Source organism: Streptomyces sp. NPDC093065 (genome assembly GCF_044754585.1).
Lineage (GTDB): Bacteria > Actinomycetota > Actinomycetes > Streptomycetales > Streptomycetaceae > Streptomyces.
This window is the reverse complement of sequence record NZ_JBIVPJ010000013.1, coordinates 32731-55969: the sequence shown is the minus strand read 5'-3', so window position 1 is coordinate 55969 and position 23239 is coordinate 32731. Positions and strand designations below refer to the sequence as shown.

Genomic DNA, 23239 nt, shown 5'->3' with positions numbered 1-23239 from the left:
ACGGCCGGGGCCCCGTGCGGGGTCCCGGCCGTCGGTGTGCGCGATGCGCGGGCGGTGCCTACAGGAACGAGTTGATCTCGATCGTCTCGTCCCGGCCCGGGCCGACGCCGATCGCGGAGATCGGGGCGCCGGACATCTCCTCCAGCGCCTTGACGTACGCCTGGGCGTTCTTCGGCAGGTCGGAGAAGGACTTCGCCTTGGTGATGTCCTCGCTCCAGCCGGGCAGCGTCTCGTAGACCGGCTTCGCGTGGTGGAAGTCGGACTGCGAGTACGGCAGCTCCTCGACGCGCTTTCCGTCGATCTCGTAGGCCACGCAGACCGGGATCCGCTCCCAGCCGGTGAGGACGTCGAGCTTGGTGAGGAAGAAGTCGGTGAGGCCGTTGACGCGGGTGGCGTAGCGGGCGATCACCGCGTCGAACCAGCCGCAGCGACGGTCGCGGCCGGTCGTCACACCGCGCTCGCCGCCGATGCGGCGCAGGGCCTCGCCGTCCTCGTCGAACAGCTCGGTCGGGAAGGGTCCGGCGCCGACTCGGGTCGTGTACGCCTTGAGGATGCCGATGACCCGGCTGATCTTCGTCGGGCCCACGCCGGCGCCGGTGCAGGCGCCGCCCGCGGTCGGGTTGGACGAGGTGACGAAGGGGTACGTGCCGTGGTCGATGTCCAGGAGCGTGCCCTGGCCGCCCTCGAAGAGGACCACCTTGTCGTCGTCGAGCGCCTGGTTGAGGACCAGGACGGTGTCGGCGACGTACGGCGCGAGCTTGTCCGCGTAGCCGAGCAGTTCCTCGACGACCTGGCCGGTGGCGATGGCGCGGCGGTTGTAGAGCTTGGTGAGCATCTGGTTCTTGACGTCGAGCGCCGCCTCGACCTTCTGGGTGAGGATCGACTCGTCGTAGAGGTCCTGGACCCGGATGCCCACGCGGTTGATCTTGTCGGCGTAGGTCGGGCCGATGCCGCGCCCGGTGGTGCCGATCTTGCGCTTGCCGAGGAAGCGTTCCGTCACCTTGTCGACGGTGACGTTGTACGGCGTGATGATGTGAGCGTTGCCGCTGATCAGGAGCTTGGACGTGTCGACGCCACGCTCGTTCAGCCCGCTCAGCTCGGAGAACAGGACCGACGGGTCGACGACGACACCGTTTCCGATGACCGGCGTGCAGCCGGGGGAGAGAATCCCGGAAGGGAGCAGGTGCAGGGCGTACTTCTGGTCGCCCACTACCACCGTGTGGCCGGCGTTGTTGCCGCCCTGGTAGCGCACCACATAGTCGACGGAACCACCGAGCAGGTCCGTCGCCTTTCCCTTGCCTTCGTCACCCCACTGAGCACCGAGCAGCACAAGTGCGGGCACGCGCGTACACCCCTTCCGGGCGGGGCATGTCCATGGTCGAGGGCGTATGCGACGGGTTTCCGCCACATACACCGCGACCGTCGTTGGCCGCCAACCGTCGGACCGGGTGCCCCGGAATAGACGAAGCCCCTGGCGCAACAGCGCAAGGGGCTCTTGCACAAAGATGCTACCCGAGGAAGCGAGGCATGGCCGAGGTGGCGACTTCCGCGAGCTCTTCCGCGAACTCTTCCGCGAGGTCCGACCAGCTTCTGGTGGTCGTCGATCCGGCCGCCCGGCGGCTGGACGGGGAGTCCGTCCGGATCGCGAAAGACGTGCTCAGCGCGGGTGCGTCGCATACGAAGGTGTGTCTGCCGGACGGCCCGGAGGAGTTCGCCCGGGCGCTCGGCCGGCGCGGCTCGCGGCGCCCGGTGGTGGTCGGTGACGACGGTGCGCTGCTGCGGGCCGTGGCCCTGCTGCACCGGCGGCGGGAGCTGGCGGACTGTGCGCTGTCGGTGGTGCCGGTGGGCCCCGCGCTCGGTCTCGCCCGGTCCCTGGGGCTGCCGACCGGTGCGGTGGCGGCGGCGCGGGCCGTGCTCGACGGCGCGGAACGCCGTCTGGACCTGCTCGTCGACGACAGCGACGGGGTGGTGCTGGGGGCGGTGGGCGTTCCGCCGCTGCCGCTGCCGGTGCCGGCGGAGGCGCACCCCGGCCCGGGCTCGCCCGCGCCGGTCCGTCCCTGGCTGCGGACCTGCCAGTCGCTCGTACGGACGCTGGCGTCCTCGCGTCCGGCCCGGACCACCGTGGCGCCGGGGGCGGCGGGCCCGGCCCGGCTGCGGGTGGAGGTCGACGGGGTGACGCTGGTGGACCTGGACCAGCCGGTGGAGGCGCTGACGGTGGTGCCGGGCGGCTCGGGAACGGCCGCGGTGGAGGTGCGGCCGCTGTCGATGGACGCGCAGGCGGCGCCGCTGACGGCGCGCGGACGGACGGTGACCGTGTCGGGGGCGCACTTCCGGTACCGGGCGGACACGGTGGTGTGCGGGCCGGTGGGGACGCGGACGTGGGTGGCCCGGGAGGGGGCGTGGGGGCTGACGCTGCCGGCGGGGTAGGGCTCCTGGTCAGGGGGCCTTGAAGCCGGAGGTGTCCAGCAGGCAGTCGAACGGGGCCGGGATCGGAAGCTTCTCACCGAACGGCCTGGTGAGGCGGGATTCGTATCCCTTGGCGGACGGCGTCCACAGGACCGTGGCCTGCTCCTCCTGCATGTCGAGGATCAGGTAGACGGGGACACCGGCGCGGCCGTAGACCTCCACCTTCTCGGTCAGGTCGTTGTTCCGGGTGGCGGGAGAAGTCAGCTCGGCGACGAAGGACAGGGCCTCCCCGTCCAAGTGGTGGCTCTCCGTCTCGAAGACTCGCTCGTGCGCCACGTGGATGTCCGGCCCGTAGGCGCACCCGTCTCCCGGGAAGACGTAGAGGAACGGTCCTCGTTCGATCACGTGAGATTCGGGCAGATGTGCCTCCAGCTGGACGCACACCAGGCGCATCACCCGGAGGTAGTAGCCCTTCGACCACGGCGACACGACGATGCTCCCCCTCGTGATCTCGGCCCTGTAGCCGTCGGGTACAGCCAGTTCGTCGAGGGCTACCAGCAGTTCCTCGAAGCTCTGGTATTCAGTGCCGCTCGTCGTCGGTCGCTCCGCCATGACAGTCATGATGCGCCCTCCCCGTGATGCGGACCAGTGACAACTCAGCGTAGTGGATCACTTACGCCACCGTGATCCACTTTTACGATCACCGTCACCCCCGCCCGAACCGCTCCTCCCGGTGCACCCGCCAGCGTTCCATCATCGCGACGATCTCCCCGTCGACGAACTCGAAGAAGGCGAGGGTCTCTGCCATGCGCCGGCCCGCCGGGGTGTCGGCGCCGAGGCTGGTGACCCCGTCGCGCAGCGCGCTCTCCCAGCGTTTGAGGACGGCCTCGCGGTTGGTGAGCGCCTCGTACCACTGGTTGCTGTGCACCCGGTAGCGCTCCCGGCGCGAGCCGGGTTCGCGCTCGCGCGAGACCATGTGCTGCTGCGAGAGGTAGCGCACGGCGCCGGAGACGGCGGCCGGGCTGACCCGGAGGCTCTCGCCCAGCTCCGCCGAGGTCAGCGTGCCCGAGTCGGAGGCCAGCAGCGCGGCGAAGACCCGGGCGGGCATGCGCTGCATCCCGGCCTCGACGAGCTGGGCCGCGAAGCCCTCCACGAACTGGGACACCGCCTCGGGGTCGCGCCCCGCTTCCGCCTGATCCGCTGGTTGCCTCATCCCACGATCATCCCTCACCGTCTTGACGGTTTCTTAACTTCACAAGTTTCTGAAAGTAGCGTACTTTCCGAAACATGACGAAGGCAATCAGCGTCTCCGGACTCCACAAGTCGTTCGGGCGCACGCATGCTCTGGACGGCCTCGACCTGGAGGTCGAGACCGGCGAGGTCCACGGATTCCTCGGGCCCAACGGAGCCGGCAAGTCCACCACCATCCGGGTCCTGCTCGGCCTGCTGCGCGCCGACTCGGGCGCCGCGCAGGTACTCGGCCGCGACCCGTGGGCGGACGCGGTTCAGGCCCACCGGCGGATCGCGTACGTCCCCGGTGACGTGACGCTGTGGCGCAACCTCTCCGGCGGCGAGGTCATCGACCTCTACGGCAGGCTGCGCGGCGGACTCGACACCCGGCGGCGCGCGGAGCTGGTCGAGCGGTTCGAACTCGACCCGGGCAAGAAGGGCCGCACGTACTCCAAGGGCAACCGCCAGAAGGTGGCCCTGGTGGCCGCCTTCGCGTCGGACGTGGACCTGCTGATCCTCGACGAACCCACCTCCGGGCTCGACCCGCTGATGGAGGAGGTCTTCCAGCGCTGCGTGGAGGAGGAGCGCGAGCGCGGCCGGACGGTGCTGCTCTCCTCCCACATCCTCAGCGAGGTGGAGGAGCTGTGCGACCGGGTCAGCATCATCCGCAAGGGCCGGACCGTCGAGAGCGGCTCGCTCGCCGACCTGCGCCACCTGACCCGGACCAGCGTCACCGCCGAACTCGCGGGCGCCCCGAACGGCCTGACCCGCCTGCCGGGCGTGCACGACCTCGACGTCCAGGGCCACCGGGTCCGGCTCCAGGTCGACACGGACAAGCTGGACGCCGTCCTCAGGTCGCTGAGCGCGACGGGCGTGCGGTCGCTGACGTCGACGCCGCCGACGCTGGAGGAGCTGTTCCTGCGGCACTACCAGGGCGGGGACGCGGAGTCCGGAGCGGAGGTGACGGCGCGATGACCGCTGCCGCCGACGCCACGGTTCTCCCCGCCCGGCCCGGAGGCTCGCGCCAACTGGCCGGCACCGGCACGCTGCTGCGCTTCGCCCTGCGCCGCGACCGCGTACTGATCCCCGTCTGGGTCGCGGTGAACGCCCTCATGGTGCTGTCCATGCCGGGCACCCTCAAGGGCCTGTACGGCACCACCGCCGAACGCGCCGATCTGATGCGGCAGATGGAGACCAACGCCTCGCTGCGCGCCCTGGTCGGCCCGGTCTTCGACGACAGTCTCGGCGCGCTCACCGCCTGGCGCGTCGGCCTGTACGCCGGTGCGCTCGCCGCCGTGATGAGCCTGCTGATCGTCGTACGGCACACCCGGGACGAGGAGGAGAGCGGACGGCAGGAGGTCGTCGCCTCCGGAATGGTCGGCCGCCGGGCCGCACTGACGGCAGCACTGCTGGCGGCGGCGGTCGCCAACGCCGTACTGGCCCTGCTGATCACCGTCGGACTGGCCGGGCAGGGGGCGGCCGGTGCGCTGGCCCTCGGACTCGGGGTCGCGGGCGTCGGGATGCTCTTCGCGACCACGGCGGCGATCGTCGCCCAGTTCACCGAGAGCGCCCGGCCGGCCCGGGGGCTGACGGCCGCGGTGCTGGGCGCGGCCTTCGTACTGCGGGCGGCGGGCGACTCGGCGACGGATGGGGGTACCTCCCGGGCTTTCGGCTCTGGGGGAGGCTCGTCGGTCCTGACCTGGGTGTCGCCGCTCGGCTGGCTGGAGAACGTGCGGGCCTTCGCCGGTGAGCGGTGGTGGGTGCTGCTGCTGATCGCGGGCGCGACGGTGGCGCAGGCAGCCGCGGCCTACGGGCTGGCCGGGCGCCGGGACCTCGGCATGAGCTTCCTGCCGACCCGGCCCGGACCGGCCGCCGGGCGCCTGCGTACGGCCGGTGCGCTGGCCTGGCGCCTGCAGCGGGGCGGCGTCCTCGGCTGGAGCATCGGCTTCTTCGCCGCCGGGGTCGTCTACGGCGGGATGACGGAGGGCGCGGCCGATCTGGTCGGGGACAACGAACAGGCCCGCGAGATCATCGAGCGGATGGGCGGGCAGGCCGGGCTGACCGACGCGTTCGTGTCGGCGATGGTCGGCATGCTCGGGCTGATCGCCGCGCTCTACGTCGTGGCGTCGGTGCTGCGGCTCAGCGGCGAGGAGACGTCCGGGCGCGCGGAACCCGTGCTGGCGGGCGCGGTGGGCCGGCTGCGGTGGGCCGCGGGCCACCTGGTGATCTCCTTCGGCGGCGCCGCGCTCATCATGCTGCTCGCCGGGCTCGGCTTCGCCGCCGGGTACGGGCGGGACCTCGGGGCGATCCTGGGTGCGTGCCTGGTGCAGCTCCCGGCGGTGTGGGTGATCGGCGGGGCGGCGGTGCTGCTGCACGGCCTGCTGCCCCGGGCGGCCGTGGCCGCGTGGGCCGTCGCGGGCGCGGTGCTGCTGCTCGGGTGGGTCGGACCGGTGCTGGACGTACCGCAGACCGTCCTGGACGTGTCCCCGTTCGGACACCTGCCGAAGCTGCCGGGCGGGGAGATGAGCTGGTCGCCGGTGCTGGTACTCACGGCGCTTGCGGCGGTGCTGACCGGGGCGGGACTGGCGGGGTTGCGGCGGCGGGACCTGACGACGTGACCTCACGACGTGATCTGCCGACGTGACCTGCCGGCGTCACAGCCGGGAAGGGACCCGCGGCCCTGGTCCGGGACGCCGTGCGCGTTCCGGACCAGGGGCTGCGTCACCGTGCGGGGAGGACGAAGCGCGCCTGGATCGGATAGTGGTCGGAACGCCCCGCGTCGGCGGTCACGTCGCACGAGACGAGGGTCGCGTCGGACGGAGCGAACAGATAGTCGATCTTGATGTTCCGTGTGCCCAGCGGCTTCGTCGCCCGGCCGTCACGGACCCGGTCTGCCGACCGCCCCTCGTCGCACTCCCTGTCCGCCGCATAGGCGGAGGCGAGTACGTCCTTGGGGGTGTCGGGCGAGGCCGAGTCCGGCGGTACGGAGTTGAAGTCGCCGCCGTACACGGTCCGGTAGCCGGCCGGCGTGTACGAGTGGACGATGTCCTGCAGCAGCGCCGCCTGCTCCCTGCGCTTCGTCCCGTCGGCGTCGTCCTGCGCCACGCCGGCGCTGAAGTGGGCCGTGCAGAACTGGAGCGCCTGGGCCGGGAGAACGGCGCACAGTGCGGCGCGCTGCTCCATGCGCACCCACGTGTCCCCGATGGTCCGGTTCTTCGGCGAGGGCAGGTCGTAGGACGCGTACCAGACGTTGGAGTCCGGCACGGCCAGTGCGATGCCGTAGGCGCCCCGGTCTGTCCAGCCCGCGCTTGCCGACCCCGCGTTGTTGCAGGTCCTCGCCGCCTTCACGGACGACCCGTCGACCTCGTACTTGATGGGCGCGAAACGCACGTCCCACCCGGAGGAGGTCGCTGCCTCCAGCGCGTGTTCGATCTTCTTGGCGTGCGACTCGCAGAGTTCCTGGAGGAACACCGCCTGGTACTGGCCCGCGCCGGAGCCCAGCCGGGCGGCGATCTGGGTCCCGAGGGCGTCGCCGTCCACCCTGTGGTTGAGGCAGTCGCCGTTGTGGTTGGCGCAGACGTTCCACGTCATGACCCTGAAGTCGGCGGCCGGGGCGGGGGCCGCGGGACTGGGCCGGGGTCCTTCGTCGCTCGCGTTCTCCTCCCCCAGGTACACGAGCCGGAACTTCTCCCAGGAGCCCACCGAATCGGACCGTGCCCGCAGCAGTCCCCGGTCGGTGCCCGGGTCCTGCATCTCGGCGGTCACGTACTTGTAGCCGTCGTTCGTCCAGGCGCTGAGGGCGTATGTGCCGTCGGCCTGCTTCTTCAGGTGCAGCTTCTCCCACTCGCCGACGGTCGCGCCACGGGCCCGGAGCAGGTTCTCGTGGCTGCCCGTGTCGTTCCGCTCGGTCGTGACGTAGTTTCCGTTGCCCTCCGAGCGGAGCGTGGCCGTCCACCCCTTGTCGTCGGTGTGCAGCGTGAACTTCTCCCAGGAGCCCAGGTCGTCGACGGAGTCCGCGGCCGTGCGGGCCCGCAGCATGCCCTCCCGGTCGCCGCCCGTGTCGACCTCCGCCGACACGTAGAGCCCGCCGGCACCGACGGACTGGAGCGCGTACTTGTCACCGGCGGTGACGGGAACCGGCCGGGCGGCCGCCTGTGCCTCCACGGTCGACATCGTTATCAGCGCGAACAGAGCGGAACACAGGACGATCAAGTGCCTTGCTGTCGTTCTCATTTACCCCCACCTCAGCAACATGCCTTGTCAGCCCGGCACTCTACGTCGGGCCGGTGGGCGGTGAAACCGACCGTGCCGGTGCGAGCGTCAGGGCAGGTATGAGTCGGGATGCGGTGACGGGTGGTGGATGTGCGGTCTCGTTCGCCGGGGCCGTGGGTGCGGTCGTCGTGTGGTGGCAGACCGCGCGGACCCAGCGGCACCTCGGCAACGAGTTCGAGAACAACGGGCAGGACTTCGGCGCCGTCCTCACCGAACTGCCGCTGGTCTTCCTCGCCGGGGCCGTGGCGCCCGCCGTGCTGTGGGGGCTCGGCGCCTGGCTGCTGGGCCGGCGCCGGCGCCCTCGGTCGTCACAGTTCCACGCGTAGTCCCGTCAGGCCGCGCATCACGAAGTTCGGCCTGCGTTCCGGTTCCGCCGCCAGGCGCAGGCCCGGGGCCCGCTCCAGCAGGGACGTCATGGACGCCGCCAGCTCGATGCGGGCCAGTGGGGCGCCGATGCAGTAGTGGATGCCGGCGCTGAAGGAGATGTGGGGGTTGTCCCGGCGGGTGAGGTCGAGGCGTTCGGGGTCGGCGAAGACCGCCGGGTCGTGGTTGGCGGAGCCGAACAGCATCGCGATCTCCGCGCCGCGCGGGATCGTCGTGCCGTCGATCTCGATCTCGTCCAGCACCCAGCGTTCGAAGAGCTGGAGCGGGGTGTCGTAACGCATCAGCTCCTCGACGGCGGACGGGACGAGGGAGTGGTCGGCGCGCAGGGCCGCGAGCTGGTCCGGGTGCTGGAAGAGCGCCAGCCAGCCGTTGGTCGTGGCGTTCACCGTGGCCTCGTGACCGGCGTTCAGGAGCAGGACGCAGGTCGAGATCATCTCCTGCTCGGTGAGGCGGTCGTCGTCCTCGTCGTGGGCCGCGATCAGCCCCGAGATCAGGTCGTCGCCGGGCTCCTTGCGGCGGGCCGCGATCAGGGCACGCAGGTACTCCGAGAACTCGAGCGAGGCCCGGACCGCCTTCGCCGCCGTCTCCTCGGACGGGTTCAGCTCGTACATCCCGCAGATCTCCGCCGACCAGGGGCGCAGCGGGGCGCGGTCGGACTCCGGGATGCCCAGCATCTCGGCGATCACGGCGACCGGCAGCGGCTCGGCCACGTCCGTCAACAGGTCGCCGCCGCCCGCCGCCACCAGCCGGGACACCAGGTCGTCCGCCAGCCCGTGCACGTACGGCTTCAGCCGCTCCACCGTCCGCGGAGTGAACGCCTTCGACACCAGGCGCCGGATACGGGTGTGGTCCGGCGGCTCCAGGTCGAGCATGCCGTGGTCATTGAGCGTGTGGAAAGGCTCCTGCTCCGGCGGGGGCGGGGTACGCCCGAAGTCCTCGTGGCTGAAACGGTGCTGGTACGTCCGGCCGAGCCGGCGGTCACGCAGCAGCGCCGACACGTCCGCGTGGTGCGGGACCAGCCACTGGTCGGTCGGCTCGTAGTAGAGCACGCGCCCCCGCTCCCGCAGCTCGGCGAAGGCGGGATAGGGGTCGGCGACGAACGCCGGGTTCCAGGGGTCGAACGCGAGGTCGGACGCAGGCGTCATGGATGGACCATAGGAAACGAGGAGCCCCGGCGAAAGTCCCTCGTCACCGGGAGTACCGCTTGACGCCCTCGACGAAGGCGGCGAAGGCGGGGACGGCGACCGAGAGGGTGGCGCGGGCAGGGACCTTGGAATCGCGGATGACTATGCGGGTGACCGACTCCGCGATCTCGACGCAGGTGTTGCCCTCGCCGCCTCCGGAGTAGGTGGACTTCCGCCAGTTCATCAGGGACTCAGGCCCCAGACCGGGGGCGCCGCTTGACACCCTCGACGAAGGCGGCGAAGGCGGGGGCAGGGACGGAGAGGGTCGCGCGGGCGGGTGCCTTGGAGTCACGGATGGCGACCCCGACGGGGAGTTCGGCAATCTCGACGCAGGCGTCGCCGTCGCCGCCGCCGGAGTGGCTGGACTTTCGCCAGTGCATTACAGCTCCTTCGTCAGACGGTGAATGAAGTCGCGGGATGCGGTGGCGTCCAGCGACGCCGCCCGCACTCTCCGGAGCAGCGTCCGAAGCTGTTCCAGCTGAGGCTGCGCATCGATGTACGCAGCGCCGGTGGGAGCGTCCCGAAGTGCTGTGTCCAACTGAGGCACCGGACCTCCCAAGTACAGCATGGAGGCTCCGGCACCGGCGAAGCCTTCGCGCTCGATCGGGATGACGCGCACCACGGCCTGCCCTGCCTCGATCTTGTCGAGAATGAAGCGCAGTTGAGTGAGCGATGCCCGACGGTCGGCCACCATCACACGTAGAGCGAACTCATGCACGATCGTCTCGTACGGAGTCGGAGTTTCTCGCTCGATGACAGCCCGACGTTCCATCCGGTGCCGCACGCGCAGGGCCACGTCGTTCTCGGTCAGCTCGGGGCGCGTGTACGTGAACACCGAGCGGGCATAGTCGGCGGTCTGCAGCAGCCCTGGAACGTAGTGGATCACAACCTCGCGCAAGAACGCCGCATGGTGCTCGACTTCGGCGCCATCCAGGAACACTGAAGGAAGCACGCCTCGGTACTCCTCCCACCAGCCGCGGGTACGGTCGGTCGCCACCGCGACGAGTGACTCGATCAATGCCGAGTCCGTGCAGGCGTAGTTGGCCGCGAGGCGGCGCAGGCGTTTCGCACTCACCCCTACGGTGCCGGACTCGATCTGGCTCATCTGAACAGCGTCAGCTTCCAACAGCTGCGCGGCTTCCTTAGCCGTAAGGCCTGTCGCTTCGCGCAACTTTCTCAGCTCAGCGCCCAACCTCGCCCTACGCGCCGTGAGATGTCTCTTCGGCGGCAACCGGCGCCTCCTCGCTCCAACTTCCCTGCGGGACTCCCTCGTTCGAGCGTCAGGATACGACAACGGGTTGCACTTTCCTAAGGATAGGAAATACCGTCGGTGACGCGACGCACACGCTGCGGAACCCCGGGGCGCCGGAAGCGCACCGCACCGTCCTGCCATGACGGATGCGGCATGGACACCGCCCGGAGGCCGCACCCTCCCCTCCCCCGAACGGAGTCGACGCATGCCCGAGGACGAGTCCTGGGAGTACTCCCTGTACATCCCCAACGACCCGCGCGCCGTCACCGTCAGTCGGCGCACCCTGCGTCTCATCCTCACCATGCACGGACTGATCCGCCTCGTCGATGTAGCGGAGCTCCTCGCGGCGGAGCTGATCGGCAACGCCGTGCTGCACACCAAGGGCCCCGCCGCACTGCGGGTGCGCTGGTCGCCGCCGGGGACGCTGCGGATCGGCGCGTGGGACGCGGATCCCGAACCGCCCGACGCGCCCGCGCGGTTGGCGGACGTGACCGACAACGAGAGCGGCCGGGGGCTCGCCCTGGTCAGAGCCTGCTCCGACCTGTGGGGCTGGCAGCCGCTCTCCCGGTTCGGCAACCGGGGCAAATACGTGTGGTGCGAGGTCGGCACAGGTCAGCCCGGGGTCACCAGGCGGGCCTCGTAGGCGAAGACCGCCGCCTGGGTGCGGTCGCGCAGGCCGAGCTTGACCAGGATGCGGCTGACGTGGGTCTTGATGGTCGACTCGGCGACCACCAGGCGCTGGGCGATCTCCGAGTTGGACAGGCCCTGCGCGATCAGGACCAGGACCTCCGTCTCGCGCTCGGTCAGGTCGCCGTACGCCGCCTGCGCCGAGGGCATCAGGCGCGGGGTGTCGGACAGCTTGGAGAACTCGGTGATCAGACGCTTGGTGATCGAGGGGGCGAGCAGGGCCTCGCCGGCCGCCACCACCCGCACGCCGTCCGCGAGCCGGCGGGCGGAGGCGTCCTTGAGGAGGAAGCCGGACGCGCCCGCGCGCAGCGCCTGGTACACGTACTCGTCGAGGTCGAAGGTGGTGAGGACCAGCACCTTGGACGTGGTGTCCGCCGCCACGATCTCCCGCGTCGCCTCGATGCCGTTCAGCTCGGGCATGCGGATGTCCATCAGGACCACGTCCGGGGCCAGCTCGCGGACCTTCGCCACCGCCTCCCGGCCGTTGACCGCCTCACCGACGACCTCGATGTCCGGCATCGCGTTCAGCAGGACCGAGAAGCCCTCCCGCACCATCATCTGGTCGTCGGCGATCAGTACACGGATCGTCATGCGTCACCTTCGGTCTGGGCAGCGACCGGAAGGAACACCGCCACCTCGTACCCTCCGTCGTCCGTCGGGCCCGCCGTCATCTCGCCGTTCAGCATCGACACCCGCTCCCGCATGCCCGTGACGCCGTGCCCGGCGCCGGGCGACGGCTTGACCAGGGTGTTCCGCGGGACGGCGGTGTTGACTATGCGCAGGCCCAGGCCGCCCAGGACGTAGGAGACCTCGACGCGGGCCGTCGCGCCGGGCGCGTGCCGCAGGCTGTTGCTCAGCGCCTCCTGCACGATCCGGTACGCCGACAACTCCACTCCGGGCGGCAGCTCGCGCACCGCACCGGTGACCGCCTTGTCCACGGCCAGCCCCGCCTCGCGCACGTTGTCGAGCAGGGCGTCCAGATCGGCGAGGGTCGGCTGCGGGGCGTCCGGGGCCTCGTAGTCCTCGGCGCGGACGACTCCCAGGACGCGGCGCAGCTCGGTGAGGGCCGCCACCGCGTTCTCCCTGATGGTGGCGAAGGCACGCTCCAGCTCCTCCGGCGGGTTCTCCACCCGGTAGGGCGCGGCCTCCGCCTGGATGGCGACCACCGACATGTGGTGGGCGACCACGTCGTGCAGCTCGCGGGCGATGGTGGTGCGCTCCTCTAGCAGGGTGCGGCGGGAGCGTTCGTGCGCCGTGACCGTCTGCTGGGCGGTCACCTCCTTGCGGGCGGTCTGCCGTATGTGCCAGAGACAGACCAGGAGCAGGGCGAACGCGGACGTCACCATCATGGGCCCGCTGTTCGTGTAGTAGTACGACCCGCCGAAGAAGGCGTCCGCGAGGGAGGCGTACACGAAGGTCAGGACCCACATCCAGACAGCGGTGCGGGGCCGGGTGCGCAGCGCCACGATGACCAGCACCGCGAGGTGGCAGATGAACGCGCCCGGCATCCAGGGCCAGTCCCACCCGGCGCCGTTGATGAGAGCGACCAGCGGCGTCACGGCGAGGGACAGCCAGAACGCGCCGATCGGCCGCACCAGCGTGGCGAGCACCGGGAGGGCGCACAGGATGCCGGTCAGCAGGGCCGGAGCGTCACCGCCGGGCAGGTCGCCCGAGACCGCGCCGACGACGAAGGCGATGAACGCGACCGCCCCCACCACCGCGTGCGGGAGGTACTGCGCGTCCGACCTCAGCCGGCCCGGCAGCCGGCGGACGAACGGACCGTCCGTGTGCCGGGGCGGCAGACGCCGGTAGGCGAAGGGGTCGTGGAACAGGTCCTGGCGCAGTCCCCGCAGGGAGGTCCGGGCCAGCCGGTCCTCCTGGCTGCGGGCCCCGCCCTCGTGCTGCTGGTGAGTCGTCTCGGTCACGCTCACACGGTAGGCCGACCGGGAGTGGCCGGTCGTCACCGTCGAGAGGGGTTCTCGGGCATCCGTCTCAAGTACTACGGGGGCCACCGCGCCCCGCTCCTCAGTAGCCCGAGGGGCGCACCAGCCCCGACTCGTAGGCGAACACCGCCGCCTGCGTGCGGTCCCTGAGACCCAGCTTCACCAGGATCCTGCCCACATGGGTCTTCACCGTCTGCTCGGCGACCACCAGGCGCTGGGCGATCTCCGCGTTCGACAGGCCCTGCGCGATCAGGGCGAGCACCTCCGTCTCCCGCTCGGTCAGGTCGCCGACGCGGGCCTTCAACGGGGCGCGCGGGCGGTCGTCCAGCCGGGAGAACTCCGCGATCAGCCGCCGCGTGATCCCGGGCGCCAGCAGTGCGTCACCGGCGGCCACCACACGCACCGCCTCGGCCAGCTGGTCGGCGGACGCGTCCTTCAGCAGGAAACCGGAGGCCCCCGCCCGCAGCGCCTCGTACACGTACTCGTCGAGATCGAAGGTGGTCAGCACCAGCACCCTGATCTCCGGGGTGGCCGCGGTGATCCGCCGGGTGGCCTCGATGCCGCCCAGCTCGGGCATGCGGATGTCCATCAGGACGACGTCCGGGGCCAGCTCGGCGACCCTGGCCACGGCGTCCAGGCCGTCCACCGCCTGCCCGATCACCTCGATGTCGGGCTGGGTGTTGAGCAGCACGGTGAAGCCCTGCCGGACCATCTGCTGGTCGTCGGCGATCAGCACGCGGATCACGCGGCCGTTGCTGCTGGTCGTCATGGGGTGTCGTCCTCGGTGGAAGGGGCGGTGAAGGGGCCGGTGGGCAGGTCGGGGCCGTCGGCCGGCAGGAACGCCGCCACCTGGTAGCCACCGTCCGGCGTCGGGTGGGCCGTCAGCGAGCCGTCGAGCATGGCCACCCGCTCCCGCATGCCGAGCAGTCCGTGCCCGGCCCCCTGCGACGGCGCCGGGGCGCGCTCCGGGCGGGTGTTGGTGACCTCCACCCGCAGCCCGATCGGAAGGTGGATGAGGTGGACCCGGGCACTCGCGCCCGGCGCGTGCCGCAGCACGTTGCTGAGCGCCTCCTGCACGATGCGGTACGCCGACAGCTCCACGCCCGGCGGCAGCGGTCTGCGCGTCCCGCTGCTGGCGGTGGTGACGGTCAGCCCGGCGGCCCGGATGTTCTCCACCAGTGCGTCGAGCCGGTCGAGGGTGGGCTGCGGGGCGTGCGGCACGGCACCGTCGCCTCCCTCGGGGGCCACCGGCACGTCCGGGTGCTCGGCTCGCAGCACACCCAGCACCCGGCGCAGCTCGGTGAGCGCCTCCAACGCGTTCTGCCGGATGCCGGCGAGGTTCTCCTTCAGCTCGTCCGGCGGGTTCTCGACGAGGAGGGGCGCGACCTGGGCCTGGATGGAGATCACCGACATGTGGTGGGCGACCACGTCGTGCAGCTCGCGCGCGATGCGGCCGCGCTCCTCCAGCAGGGTGCGCCGGGCCCGCTCCTCGGCGGTGAGCGTCGTCTGCTGCGCGAGTTCCGTGCGTGCCTCCCGGCGGCCGCGCAGGGCGATGCCGAGGACGACGACGACCGTGAACAGGATGACGGCGAGCTGACCGGTCGGCAGGTAGTTCGGCGCGCCCACCACGCCCTGCACCAGATAGGTGGTGAGCGCGGTCAGGGCCAGTGCCTCCAGGGACACGCGCGTGCGCACCCGCAGGGCGAGCAGCAGCATCACGAAGAGGTGTCCGATGAGCCCGGCGGCCGTCCACGGCCAGGTGAACTCGTAGCCGCCCGGGACCATCTGGGCCCGCACGGCGAAGGCGCCCACCAGCATGACCGCCATCGACAACCACCACGCCGCGACCGGTCGCCACAGCGCGAGCACCGTCGCCCCGGCCTGGGAGACGCCGATGACGAAGGCGAAGCCGGGCTCGACCCCGCCGTTGTCCCCGAGTTGGGCGGTGTCTCCGAGCAGCACACCGAATGCGGCCAGGCACACCACCCCGTGCGGGACCCAGCGCAGCCACACCGACGCGGGCAGCGGATCGGCGCGCCACGTCCACAGGTCGTCGTGCAGCACGCGCAGCACGCGCCCGGCCCGGACCCGTGACCGGACCACCTGCCGTTTCCCCCATCGCGTCACGGGATCCACCCTAGACATGGCGGGCACCCGCCCCGGTCGCCCGGCGCTGCGGGCGGTGCGTGCGCACGACCCGGGAGCGCCGCCGTCCCGGGCCGGACTGCTCGCAGGTGCGGAACGTGGCCCAGCAGCCGGCCAGGACCAGCGCGAACACCGGGAGCCAGGCGAGCCGGGCCGCCACCCAGTCCAGGCCGTCGGGAAGCGTGTGCAGTCCGGGCAGGCGGCCCGCGAGGAGTCCGGTGGCCGTGGTCGCCATCAGCGCCGTCTGGTGCCAGAGGAAGATCGTCATCGCGGAGAGGTTGACCAGCGCGACCGCCGCCCAGGCCGCGGGACGCCGCATCGTCCGGCGCAGCCGCTCGCGCAGCAGCAGGGCGAGCCCGCACTGGGCCATACCGAAGGTGACGGCGACCAGGGTCGGCGGGTTGAGGTTCGACACGGGCACGCCGGGGACACCGACCATCGACGCCGGATAGCCCGCCCAGGCGACGAGTGCCGCGGTGGCCGCCGTGCCGCCGGCCAGCAGGAGCCGGCCCGCGCGGGGTCGGTCCAGTTCGCCGCGGGTCCAGGCGGCGCCGAGGGTGTAGGGCACGAGCCAGCCGGCCGCGAGGTTGATCCAGCCGAGCCAGGACGGGGCGCCGAAGCCGAAGCGCAGCAGGTCCACGTGGAGGACGGCGACCAGCGGCCACAGCGGATGCAGCCGGGTCAGCAAGGGCGTCGCCGCGGTCAGCGCGGCGAAGACCAGCAGGAACCACATCGGGGACAGCGCCAGTTTCACCAGCGTGTGGACGGTCACGAAGTCCGCGCCGTTCAGCAGGAGCAGCGCGGCCGTCACCGTCCACAGGCCGAGGACGGCCAGGACCGGCCGGAAGAGCCGGGACAGCCGGGCGCCCAGCCAGCGGCCGTAGGACTCCCCGCGGGCGCGGGCCGACGCGTACCCACGCGTGGCGACATGACCGCCGACCAGGAAGAACACGGCGAGGGTCTGAAAGGCCCAGGAGACCGGGGCCAGCCAGGGCATGCCCTGGAGCGGGCTGGCCGCGTGCAGGCCGGTGCCGTCGGCGACCAGGGCCGTCACCAGCCAGTGCCCGAGCACCACCCCGAGGATGGCGAGGGCGCGCAGGGCGTCCACCGCCCGGTCCCGCTCGGCGGGTGTGGCGGCGTCGATGCGGGCGGCGGCACGCAGCGCGCCGCGCGGGAGCGCGGGGGCCGGGTCAGCCATGGGTCACCTCCGTGGTCTGGCCAAGGGCGATCCGGGCCAGGTTCGTCAGGGAGCGGGAGCCGGTGTCGAAGTAGTCGCTGTGGCCGCCGTCTCCGGCGTCGAAGACCCGGGCGCCGAAGTCCGGGGAGAGGGGGTCGGTGCCGAAGCCGACGGTGGTGCCGAAGAGGCCGGCGCTGACGTGCGGGACGTGCTCCACCCAGTCGTCGGCGCCCCGCCCCGCCCAGATCCGGGCGCCGGAGTGCAGGCCGGCGGCGGTGTCGGCCCCGGTGCCGGGGCTGCCGACCAGGGCGATGTCGGCGACATCCAGGCCGTCGGCGGCGCGGGCGCAGACCACCGAGCCGTAGGAGTGGCACAGGAGGGTGATGCGGGCGCCGGGGCCGGTGATCCGGCGCAGGTCGTCGACCAGGTCGCGCAGCTCGGGGGCGGCGCGGTCGGCGCGGTCGGTCGTGACGACGGTGGTGCTGACGGTGCCCGGGGTCTCGTAGCCCAGCCAGGCCACGACGGCCGTGCGCGTCCCCTCGGGAGCCCCGGCGACGAGCTGCCGGTGCAGGGCGAGGGCGGCGGCGCGGAAGCGGCCGTAGGTGTCGATGCCGGTGTCGGAGCCCGGGACCAGCACGGCGACGCGGTCGGCGTGCGCCAGGTCGCCGAGGACCTCGGTGACCAGTCCCGTGCCCCGGCCGTCGAAGGCGAGGAGGTGGCGGGAGCGGTCGGCCATCGCACGGTCCGCCGCGGCGCGGTGCCGGTCGCCGTGGTCGGCGGCCATCCGGGACGCCTGAGCCGCGTTGGCACGGTTGGCGGCGTACGTCTCGTCCAGCGTGGCGGCCGTCGGGGCCGCGAGCACGGCGGGGGCCGGGGCGGGGACCCGGGGCCGCGCGGCCCCGGACAGGGGGAGCACCACGGCACCGGCGATGAGGGCGGCGCAGCCGGCGCGGCGCCATCCGACCGCCCACCGCCGCAGACGTGCCTTCGCCCCGGACCCCATGGTCGCCCCCCTCCAGCACGCCCGCCCATCGGACGCGTCTGCAGGGGAAGTTATGAACCGGGCCGGGTAACCCGCGTCCCGCCAGGGAACTCACCTGGCGGGTAGCTCTCAGGTACTACGGGTACGACACCCCTCCCCCACCCGTCCCCCGGCTCACCAAGCGAGTTGCGCGATCTCCTCCGTCACCACCGCGCACGCGTCCGCCGCCGGGTCGATCAGCGGGTAGTGGCCGACGTCCTCCAGCAGCGTCACCCCCACCACCTCCCCGGCCTTCGCCGCCGCGTCCGCGTACGACTCGGCGACGGCCTGCGGGACGTCCACGTCGGCGCGGCCCTGCACGAGGGTCGTCGCGATTCCCGTGGGCAGCAGCAGGGCGGGGTCCGTGTACGGGCGGCGCTCGGCGAACAGCTCGCCGTCACCGAGCAGTTGCCGCGCCGCGCCGCCGCACACGTCGAGCTTGTCGGCGACCTCGAAGTCGGCGATGGGCGCGAGCGCGACCACGCCGCGCAGGGGCGTCGGGCGGTCGGTCCGCCACGGGGCGTCCGCGGGCAGCAGGTGCCGGGCGGCCGCCCACAGGGCGAGGTGGCCGCCCGCGGAGTGGCCGGTGAGCACCGTACGGCGGACGTCCGCCGTCGGCAGGTGCTGCCGGACCAGCTCCGGCAGCGCGTCCAGCGCGGCGGCCACGTCGTCGAACGTGTCGGGCCAGCGCCCCGCGACGGGGCCCCCGGGCTCCTCTGGGCCCCTTGCACCGTCGGTGCCCGAGCCCTCCGCCCCGCGCCGGTACTCCACACTGGCCACCGCGAAACCCCGCCGGGCCAGGAAGCCGGCGAAGGGGCTGATGTGCCGCCGGTCGTACGGGGCGCGCCACGAGCCGCCGTGCAGGACGACCACGATGGGAGCGGCCCCGCCCGGCCCCGCACCCTCGTGCGGCACGTAGAAGTCGATCACCTGGTCGGGGTGGTCGCCGTAACCGGCGGTGGAGTCGGGCTCGACCGCCGGATGCGAGAAGGCCGATTTCTCCTCCGCCGCGTTCCTCGCGGCAGCGGTGCCCGGTTCTGCGTCGGCGTCCGGCATGCTCAACCTCTCAGCGAAGAAACGGTGTTGGCGGACCGGGGGAATGAAATCGGCCGTTGGCGGGACGTTATCAGGCCGGTGACGTGCGCGGACATGGGGATGTGACGCTGGGTGAGGGCCGGACGATGCGTCCCGGCCCCCACCCTCTCGCTCCTTCGCTCCCCTCGCTCCGAACCCCTCGGGACCGCCCGGCTCAGCCGGTCAGTGTCCGGGCCAGCACCCGCGCCGCCCGCTCCACGTCAGCGAAGCCGACGTACAGCGGGGTGAAGCCGAAGCGCAGCACGTCGGGCGCCCGGTAGTCCCCGACCACCCCGCGCTCGATCAGCCGCTTCATGACCTCTCCGGCGTCGTCACAGCGCAGCGCGACCTGGCTGCCCCGCTCGGCATGCGCCGCCGGGGTCACGGACTCGACGCGGCCGTCCGGGACGTACGCCCCGACGCAGCGCAGGAAGAAGTCCGTCAGGGCCAGCGACTTCTCCCGCACCGCCGCCACGGAGACCCCGCCCTCGTCCCACACGTCCAGCGCCGCCTCCAGGGCGAGCAGGGAGAGGATGTCCGGTGTCCCGACCCGGCCGCGCACCGCGCCGGAGGCCGGTGCGTACTCGGACCGCATGCCGAACGGCTCGGCGTGCGAGTTCCAGCCCGGCAGCGGGGAGTCGAAACGGGGCTGGAGGTCGCGCCGCACGTACAGGTAGGCGGGCGAGCCGGGGCCGCCATTGAGGTACTTGTACGTACAGCCGACCGCCAGGTCGACGCCGTGTTCGTCGAGCCCGACCGGCAGCGCGCCCGCGCTGTGGCACAGGTCCCAGACGGCGTACGCCCCCGCCGCGTGCACCGCGGCCGTCAGCGCGGGCAGGTCGTGCAGTCTGCCCGTGCGGTAGTCGACGTGGTTGAGGAGCACGGCGGCGGTGCGGTCGCCCAGGGCGCCGGGGACCTCGGCCGGGGTCACGGGACGCAGGGCGCACCCCGTCATCCGGGCCGCCGACTCGGCGATGTACCCGTCCGTGGGGAAGGTGGTGGCGTCGACCAGGATCTCGTCCCGGACCGGACCGGCCCCGCCATCGGTGCCACCGTCCTCCTGCGCCATGCGCACCGCCGCGACGAGCGCCTTGAAGACGTTGACGCTGGTCGAGTCGCCGACCACGACCTGCCCGGCTCCCGCGCCGACCAGCGGGGCGATCCGGTCGCCGATCCGCTCCGGCGCGGTCCACCAGCCGCTCTCCTCCCAGGACCGGATGCGCAGGTCGCCCCACTGGCGCCGTACGACGTCCGCCACGCGCGCGGGGACGTGCGCGGGGAGGGCGCCCAGCGAGTTGCCGTCGAGGTAGGTGACGTCGTCGAGGACGAACCGCTCGCGGACCGCGGCCAGCGGGTCGGCGGCGTCCAGCCTCTCCGCCTCGCCCGCGAGGCTCGTCGGCTCAGACATACGACCGCGCCGTCCACAGCTCGGGGAACACGTTGCCCCGGGCCCGCTTCTCCAGCCAGGCCACCCCGGCGGAGCCGCCCGTTCCGGTCTTGGCGCCCATCGCGCGCCGGGTGGCGACCAGGTGGTCGTTGCGCCAGCGCCACACCAGCTCGGCGACGTCGGTGAGGGCCTCACCGAGGCGGGCCAGCTCGCCGTTCTGGTCGCCGGAGTAGACGGCCGTCCAGGCGGCCTCCACCTCGGGGGCGGCCTCGTACTTCCGGGTGACGTCGCGCTGGAGCACGGCGTCCGGGATGTCGTACCCGCGCCGGGCGAGCAGCCGGACCACCTCGTCGTACAGGCTCGGTTCGTGCAGCGCCTTCTCCAGTTCCGCGTGGACGCGCGGGGCGCCGCGGTGCGGGACCAGCATGGAGGCGGACTTGTCGCCGAGCAGGAACTCCAGGCGGCGGTACATCGCCGACTGGAAGCCGGAGCCCTCGCCGAGGGCGGACCGGTAGGAGTTGAACTGGGCCGGGGTGAGCTGCCCCAGGGGTGTCCAGGAGGCGTTGAGCGCCTCCAGCTCCCGTACCGAGCGCTTGAGCGCGTCGGTCGCCACCGGGATCCGGTCCTCGCGCAGGGCGCGGGCGGCGGTCTCCCATTCGTGGACGATGACGGTGAACCACAGCTCCATGACCTGGGTCGTGACCAGGAAGACCATCTCGCCGGGATCGTCGGAGAGGGTGTGCTGGAGATGGGTGAGCACGTCCGCCTTGACGTAGTCCTCGTACGGCGTGCTGCCCTCGAAGTCGAGATTCGGGGCGTCGTGGGACATCGCTGTCTCCTGAAGTGCACGGGTAGCGGTCCGCCCTGCCGTTACCGGCACGGGGCCCCGGTCCCCAACGGCATCCTCCGCAATCGTCGCAGGAAACCGCAAGGCCCGCCCGCGCACGGCGGGCGGGCCAGGGCGTACGCCGGAGTCAGCCCAGCACCTCGGCCGCGCTCGGCGAGGAGTCCTTCAGGAACTGGCTGCAGCGCTCGTACTCCTCCTTCTCGCCGATCGCCTGGGCGGCGCGGGCGAGGGCGTGCAGGGCGCGCAGGAAGCCGCGGTTCGGCTCGTGCTCCCAGGGCACCGGGCCGTGGCCCTTCCAGCCGCTGCGGCGCAGGGCGTCGAGGCCGCGGTGGTAGCCCGTACGGGCGTACGCGTACGACTCCACGACGCTGCCCCGCTCGAACGCCTCGTCGGCCAGGCGGGCCCAGGCGAGCGAGGACGTCGGGTACTTCGCGGCGACGTCGGCGGGGGAGGTGCCGCCCGCCAGGAGCTCGCGGGGGCCGGGGTCGTCGGGGAGGTGGGTCGGGGGCGGGCCCCCGAGGAGGTTCTCGTGAATGGACATGGGACAAGTCTGCGGCATCGCCGGCGGCAGCTGGACGGGGCTGTGGGTGCGGTGGGGTGGGGTGCGTTGTCGGGTGCGGGTGCGTTGTGGTTGAGCGCGCAGTTCCCCGCGCCCCTTGGGGGCGTCACCGGGGCGTCGGCCAGGGCGGTGCCCTGAGTTTCCTTCCGTGCGCGGTTCCCCGCGCCCCTTGAGGGCGTCGGTCCGAGGCGGTGCCCTGCGTCACCTTTCGTGCGCGGTTCCCCGCGCCCCTTGCTCCAGCGGGGGTGTCAGGACCGAGCCGTGGGTGCGGCACTCGGGGCGGGGGCAGTCCGGGGCCGGGCGGCGCACCGTGGTGAAGGCGATCAGGGAGCCTGCCACCAGGATGCCCGCGCAGATCAGCATCGCCGGACCGAAGGCGTCGTCGAACGCCGACGCCGACCGGTAGGCCTCCTCCCCCATGCCGGTGAGCAGCGGCAGCGCGGCCACCGCGACGAGCCCCGCCGCACGGGCCGCCGCGTTGTTGATGCCGCTGGCCAGGCCGGCGCGCGCGGTGTCCACGGCGGCCAGGACGCTCGCCGTCAGCGGGGCCACCAGCGTGACCATCCCGAGGCCGAGCACCAGCAGGGCGGGCAGCACGTCGGCGAGGTACGAGGCGCCGGGGCCGACCCGCAGCATCAGCACCATCCCGGCGGCGCAGAGCAGGGGGCCCACGGTGAGCTGGAGGCGCGGGCCGAGCCGCTCGGCGAGTTCGCCGGAGCGGGCCGAGAGCAGCAGCATCAGGACGGTGGTCGGCAGCAGGGCCGTACCGGCGGCCAGCGCGGACCAGCCGACGACGACCTGGAGCTGGAGCGCGGCGAGGAAGAAGAAACCGCCGAAGGCCGCGTACACGCACAGGGTGACGATGTTGACCGCCGTGAACTGGCGGGAGGAGAAGACGTCCAGCGGCATCATCGGGTCCTTGCCACGCCGCTCGACGAGGACGAAGGCCACGGCGGCCACCGCACCGGCCACCGCGCTGACCGCCACCGCCCAGGACGCCGTACGGGCCTCGATCAGCGCGTACGTGAGCAGCGCCAGGGCTGCCGCACACAGGGCCGCGCCGAGCACGTCGAAGCGCGTGTGGGCGCGCTGGTCCGAGGACTCGGGTACGTGCCGCAGCGCGATCGGGGCGCACAGCAGCGCCAGCGGGACGTTGAGCAGGAACACCCAGCGCCAGCCCGCGCCGTCCACCAGCCAGCCCCCGAGGAACGGCCCCACCGCCGCGCCGACGCCCCCGAAGCCCGACCACAGGCCCACCGCCCGGCCGCGGTCGTCGGCGTGGAAGGAGGCCTGGATGAGGGCGAGGGAGCCGGGCGTGAGCAGCGCCCCGCCGACGCCCTGGAGGGCGCGGGCGGCGATCAGCACACCGGCGTTCGGCGCGAGGCCGCACAGCAGGGACGCGGCGGCGAACCACAGCACGCCGAGGACGAAGATCCGGCGGCGTCCGAACCGGTCGCCGAGGGCGCCGCCGAGGAGGATCAGACCGGCCAGCGTGACCATGTAGGCGTTGACGGTCCACTGCAGCGCGGCGAGGTCGGCGCCGAGGTCGCGGCCGATGTGGGGCAGCGCGACGTTGACGACGGTCGAGTCCAGCAGCGCCATGCTGGAACCGAGGACGGTGGTCAGCAGGATCCATTTGCCCTGCGGTGAGGCCAGCCGGACATCGGGCAT

At 72.4% G+C, this 23239-nt stretch carries 24 protein-coding genes; 5 read left to right on the top strand and 19 right to left on the bottom strand.

Going from position 1 to position 23239, the window contains the following annotated elements; translation table 11 throughout:
* Window positions 1–58: 58 nt before the first annotated feature.
* Window positions 59–1342, bottom strand: coding sequence for an adenylosuccinate synthase (locus tag ACIQFU_RS22445; protein WP_385352764.1), 1284 nt, complete (start codon window positions 1340–1342; stop codon window positions 59–61).
* 185 nt (window positions 1343–1527) lie between these two features.
* On the opposite strand from ACIQFU_RS22445, the gene ACIQFU_RS22440 reads away from it, so the two are divergent.
* Window positions 1528–2427, top strand: a complete 900-nt coding sequence (locus tag ACIQFU_RS22440; protein WP_402553835.1) for a diacylglycerol kinase family protein — start codon at window positions 1528–1530, stop codon at window positions 2425–2427.
* Between the two features lie 9 nt (window positions 2428–2436).
* Here ACIQFU_RS22440 and ACIQFU_RS22435 read toward each other — a convergent pair whose 3' ends face one another.
* Complete coding sequence (locus tag ACIQFU_RS22435) at window positions 2437–3027, bottom strand: Uma2 family endonuclease (protein WP_402553833.1); 591 nt, start codon at window positions 3025–3027, stop codon at window positions 2437–2439.
* A gap of 85 nt (window positions 3028–3112) precedes the next feature.
* On the bottom strand, window positions 3113–3619 hold the full coding sequence (locus ACIQFU_RS22430) for a GbsR/MarR family transcriptional regulator (protein WP_402553832.1): 507 nt from the start codon (window positions 3617–3619) through the stop codon (window positions 3113–3115).
* Between the two features lie 74 nt (window positions 3620–3693).
* Between ACIQFU_RS22430 and ACIQFU_RS22425 the strand changes: the two genes are divergently transcribed.
* Window positions 3694–4611 carry an ATP-binding cassette domain-containing protein gene (locus tag ACIQFU_RS22425; protein WP_402553830.1) on the top strand — a complete coding sequence of 306 codons (918 nt, stop codon included), beginning with the start codon at window positions 3694–3696 and terminating at the stop codon, window positions 4609–4611.
* A complete protein-coding gene (locus ACIQFU_RS22420) occupies window positions 4608–6254 on the top strand; it encodes an ABC transporter permease (RefSeq protein WP_402553828.1) in 1647 nt (548 codons plus the stop codon). The genes ACIQFU_RS22425 and ACIQFU_RS22420 overlap by 4 nt, the downstream gene beginning before the upstream one ends.
* Before the next feature lie 103 nt (window positions 6255–6357).
* Here ACIQFU_RS22420 and ACIQFU_RS22415 read toward each other — a convergent pair whose 3' ends face one another.
* On the bottom strand, window positions 6358–7869 hold the full coding sequence (locus tag ACIQFU_RS22415; RefSeq protein ID WP_402553826.1) for an endonuclease/exonuclease/phosphatase family protein: 1512 nt from the start codon (window positions 7867–7869) through the stop codon (window positions 6358–6360).
* 152 nt (window positions 7870–8021) lie between these two features.
* Here ACIQFU_RS22415 and ACIQFU_RS22410 point away from each other — a divergent pair, with 152 nt between their 5' ends.
* Window positions 8022–8234 (top strand): hypothetical protein, encoded by a 213-nt coding sequence (locus tag ACIQFU_RS22410; RefSeq protein WP_402553825.1) that lies wholly within the window; start codon window positions 8022–8024, stop codon window positions 8232–8234.
* Here ACIQFU_RS22410 and ACIQFU_RS22405 read toward each other — a convergent pair.
* From ACIQFU_RS22405 to ACIQFU_RS22390, 4 genes are read right to left on the bottom strand one after another with little or no spacing between them, the layout of a single operon-like run.
* A complete protein-coding gene (locus ACIQFU_RS22405; RefSeq protein ID WP_402553823.1) occupies window positions 8217–9437 on the bottom strand; it encodes a cytochrome P450 in 1221 nt (406 codons plus the stop codon). The genes ACIQFU_RS22410 and ACIQFU_RS22405 overlap by 18 nt on opposite strands.
* 43 nt (window positions 9438–9480) lie before the next feature.
* Window positions 9481–9660, bottom strand: coding sequence for a DUF397 domain-containing protein (locus tag ACIQFU_RS22400; protein WP_402553822.1), 180 nt, complete (start codon window positions 9658–9660; stop codon window positions 9481–9483).
* 7 nt (window positions 9661–9667) lie between these two features.
* Entirely contained in the window at window positions 9668–9856 is a 189-nt protein-coding gene (locus ACIQFU_RS22395) for a DUF397 domain-containing protein (RefSeq protein WP_402553820.1), read from the bottom strand.
* Window positions 9856–10707: a helix-turn-helix domain-containing protein gene (locus ACIQFU_RS22390; RefSeq protein ID WP_402553819.1), complete on the bottom strand. Its 852-nt coding sequence runs from the start codon at window positions 10705–10707 to the stop codon at window positions 9856–9858. Before ACIQFU_RS22390 ends, ACIQFU_RS22395 begins: the two co-directional genes overlap by 1 nt.
* 226 nt (window positions 10708–10933) lie before the next feature.
* Here ACIQFU_RS22390 and ACIQFU_RS22385 point away from each other — a divergent pair, with 226 nt between their 5' ends.
* Window positions 10934–11371, top strand: coding sequence for an ATP-binding protein (locus ACIQFU_RS22385; protein ID WP_402553817.1), 438 nt, complete (start codon window positions 10934–10936; stop codon window positions 11369–11371).
* Here ACIQFU_RS22385 and ACIQFU_RS22380 read toward each other — a convergent pair.
* The 11 genes from ACIQFU_RS22380 to ACIQFU_RS22330 all read right to left on the bottom strand — a co-directional run bounded on the left by ACIQFU_RS22380 (window position 11341) and on the right by ACIQFU_RS22330 (window position 23239).
* Window positions 11341–12006: a response regulator gene (locus ACIQFU_RS22380; protein ID WP_402553816.1), complete on the bottom strand. Its 666-nt coding sequence runs from the start codon at window positions 12004–12006 to the stop codon at window positions 11341–11343. The two genes, ACIQFU_RS22385 and ACIQFU_RS22380, sit on opposite strands and share 31 nt — an antisense overlap.
* Complete coding sequence (locus ACIQFU_RS22375; protein ID WP_402553814.1) at window positions 12003–13427, bottom strand: histidine kinase; 1425 nt, start codon at window positions 13425–13427, stop codon at window positions 12003–12005. Before ACIQFU_RS22375 ends, ACIQFU_RS22380 begins: the two co-directional genes overlap by 4 nt.
* 13 nt (window positions 13428–13440) lie before the next feature.
* Complete coding sequence (locus ACIQFU_RS22370; RefSeq protein ID WP_402553813.1) at window positions 13441–14127, bottom strand: response regulator; 687 nt, start codon at window positions 14125–14127, stop codon at window positions 13441–13443.
* Window positions 14124–15503: a sensor histidine kinase gene (locus ACIQFU_RS22365; protein WP_402553811.1), complete on the bottom strand. Its 1380-nt coding sequence runs from the start codon at window positions 15501–15503 to the stop codon at window positions 14124–14126. Before ACIQFU_RS22365 ends, ACIQFU_RS22370 begins: the two co-directional genes overlap by 4 nt.
* A complete protein-coding gene (locus tag ACIQFU_RS22360; RefSeq protein WP_402553809.1) occupies window positions 15496–16701 on the bottom strand; it encodes an acyltransferase in 1206 nt (401 codons plus the stop codon). The genes ACIQFU_RS22365 and ACIQFU_RS22360 overlap by 8 nt, the downstream gene beginning before the upstream one ends.
* Entirely contained in the window at window positions 16694–17683 is a 990-nt protein-coding gene (locus tag ACIQFU_RS22355; RefSeq protein ID WP_402553808.1) for an alpha/beta hydrolase, read from the bottom strand. The genes ACIQFU_RS22360 and ACIQFU_RS22355 overlap by 8 nt, the downstream gene beginning before the upstream one ends.
* A gap of 153 nt (window positions 17684–17836) precedes the next feature.
* Window positions 17837–18757: an alpha/beta hydrolase gene (locus ACIQFU_RS22350; RefSeq protein ID WP_402553806.1), complete on the bottom strand. Its 921-nt coding sequence runs from the start codon at window positions 18755–18757 to the stop codon at window positions 17837–17839.
* Between the two features lie 193 nt (window positions 18758–18950).
* A complete protein-coding gene (kynU, locus tag ACIQFU_RS22345; RefSeq protein WP_402553805.1) occupies window positions 18951–20183 on the bottom strand; it encodes a kynureninase in 1233 nt (410 codons plus the stop codon).
* Window positions 20176–20991: a tryptophan 2,3-dioxygenase gene (locus ACIQFU_RS22340; RefSeq protein ID WP_402553804.1), complete on the bottom strand. Its 816-nt coding sequence runs from the start codon at window positions 20989–20991 to the stop codon at window positions 20176–20178. Before ACIQFU_RS22340 ends, kynU begins: the two co-directional genes overlap by 8 nt.
* 145 nt (window positions 20992–21136) lie before the next feature.
* Window positions 21137–21550 (bottom strand): DUF3151 domain-containing protein, encoded by a 414-nt coding sequence (locus tag ACIQFU_RS22335; RefSeq protein ID WP_387058408.1) that lies wholly within the window; start codon window positions 21548–21550, stop codon window positions 21137–21139.
* 219 nt (window positions 21551–21769) lie between these two features.
* A complete protein-coding gene (locus ACIQFU_RS22330; protein WP_402553802.1) occupies window positions 21770–23239 on the bottom strand; it encodes an MFS transporter in 1470 nt (489 codons plus the stop codon).

Coding starts and splice junctions, on each gene's coding strand:
- ACIQFU_RS22405 (WP_402553823.1), bottom strand. CDS start 9,437: ATGACGCCTGCGTCCGACCTCGCGTTCGACCCCTGGAACCCGGCGTTC.
- ACIQFU_RS22400 (WP_402553822.1), bottom strand. CDS start 9,660: ATGAACTGGCGGAAGTCCACCTACTCCGGAGGCGGCGAGGGCAACACC.
- ACIQFU_RS22370 (WP_402553813.1), bottom strand. CDS start 14,127: ATGACGACCAGCAGCAACGGCCGCGTGATCCGCGTGCTGATCGCCGAC.
- ACIQFU_RS22335 (WP_387058408.1), bottom strand. CDS start 21,550: ATGTCCATTCACGAGAACCTCCTCGGGGGCCCGCCCCCGACCCACCTC.
- ACIQFU_RS22385 (WP_402553817.1), top strand. CDS start 10,934: ATGCCCGAGGACGAGTCCTGGGAGTACTCCCTGTACATCCCCAACGAC.
- ACIQFU_RS22380 (WP_402553816.1), bottom strand. CDS start 12,006: ATGACGATCCGTGTACTGATCGCCGACGACCAGATGATGGTGCGGGAG.
- ACIQFU_RS22365 (WP_402553811.1), bottom strand. CDS start 15,503: ATGTCTAGGGTGGATCCCGTGACGCGATGGGGGAAACGGCAGGTGGTC.
- ACIQFU_RS22355 (WP_402553808.1), bottom strand. CDS start 17,683: ATGGGGTCCGGGGCGAAGGCACGTCTGCGGCGGTGGGCGGTCGGATGG.
- kynU (WP_402553805.1), bottom strand. CDS start 20,183: ATGTCTGAGCCGACGAGCCTCGCGGGCGAGGCGGAGAGGCTGGACGCC.
- ACIQFU_RS22415 (WP_402553826.1), bottom strand. CDS start 7,869: ATGAGAACGACAGCAAGGCACTTGATCGTCCTGTGTTCCGCTCTGTTC.
- ACIQFU_RS22395 (WP_402553820.1), bottom strand. CDS start 9,856: ATGCACTGGCGAAAGTCCAGCCACTCCGGCGGCGGCGACGGCGACGCC.
- ACIQFU_RS22425 (WP_402553830.1), top strand. CDS start 3,694: ATGACGAAGGCAATCAGCGTCTCCGGACTCCACAAGTCGTTCGGGCGC.
- ACIQFU_RS22430 (WP_402553832.1), bottom strand. CDS start 3,619: ATGAGGCAACCAGCGGATCAGGCGGAAGCGGGGCGCGACCCCGAGGCG.
- ACIQFU_RS22340 (WP_402553804.1), bottom strand. CDS start 20,991: ATGTCCCACGACGCCCCGAATCTCGACTTCGAGGGCAGCACGCCGTAC.
- ACIQFU_RS22420 (WP_402553828.1), top strand. CDS start 4,608: ATGACCGCTGCCGCCGACGCCACGGTTCTCCCCGCCCGGCCCGGAGGC.
- ACIQFU_RS22350 (WP_402553806.1), bottom strand. CDS start 18,757: ATGCCGGACGCCGACGCAGAACCGGGCACCGCTGCCGCGAGGAACGCG.
- ACIQFU_RS22440 (WP_402553835.1), top strand. CDS start 1,528: ATGGCCGAGGTGGCGACTTCCGCGAGCTCTTCCGCGAACTCTTCCGCG.
- ACIQFU_RS22330 (WP_402553802.1), bottom strand. CDS start 23,239: ATGCCCGATGTCCGGCTGGCCTCACCGCAGGGCAAATGGATCCTGCTG.
- ACIQFU_RS22435 (WP_402553833.1), bottom strand. CDS start 3,027: ATGACTGTCATGGCGGAGCGACCGACGACGAGCGGCACTGAATACCAG.
- ACIQFU_RS22360 (WP_402553809.1), bottom strand. CDS start 16,701: ATGGCTGACCCGGCCCCCGCGCTCCCGCGCGGCGCGCTGCGTGCCGCC.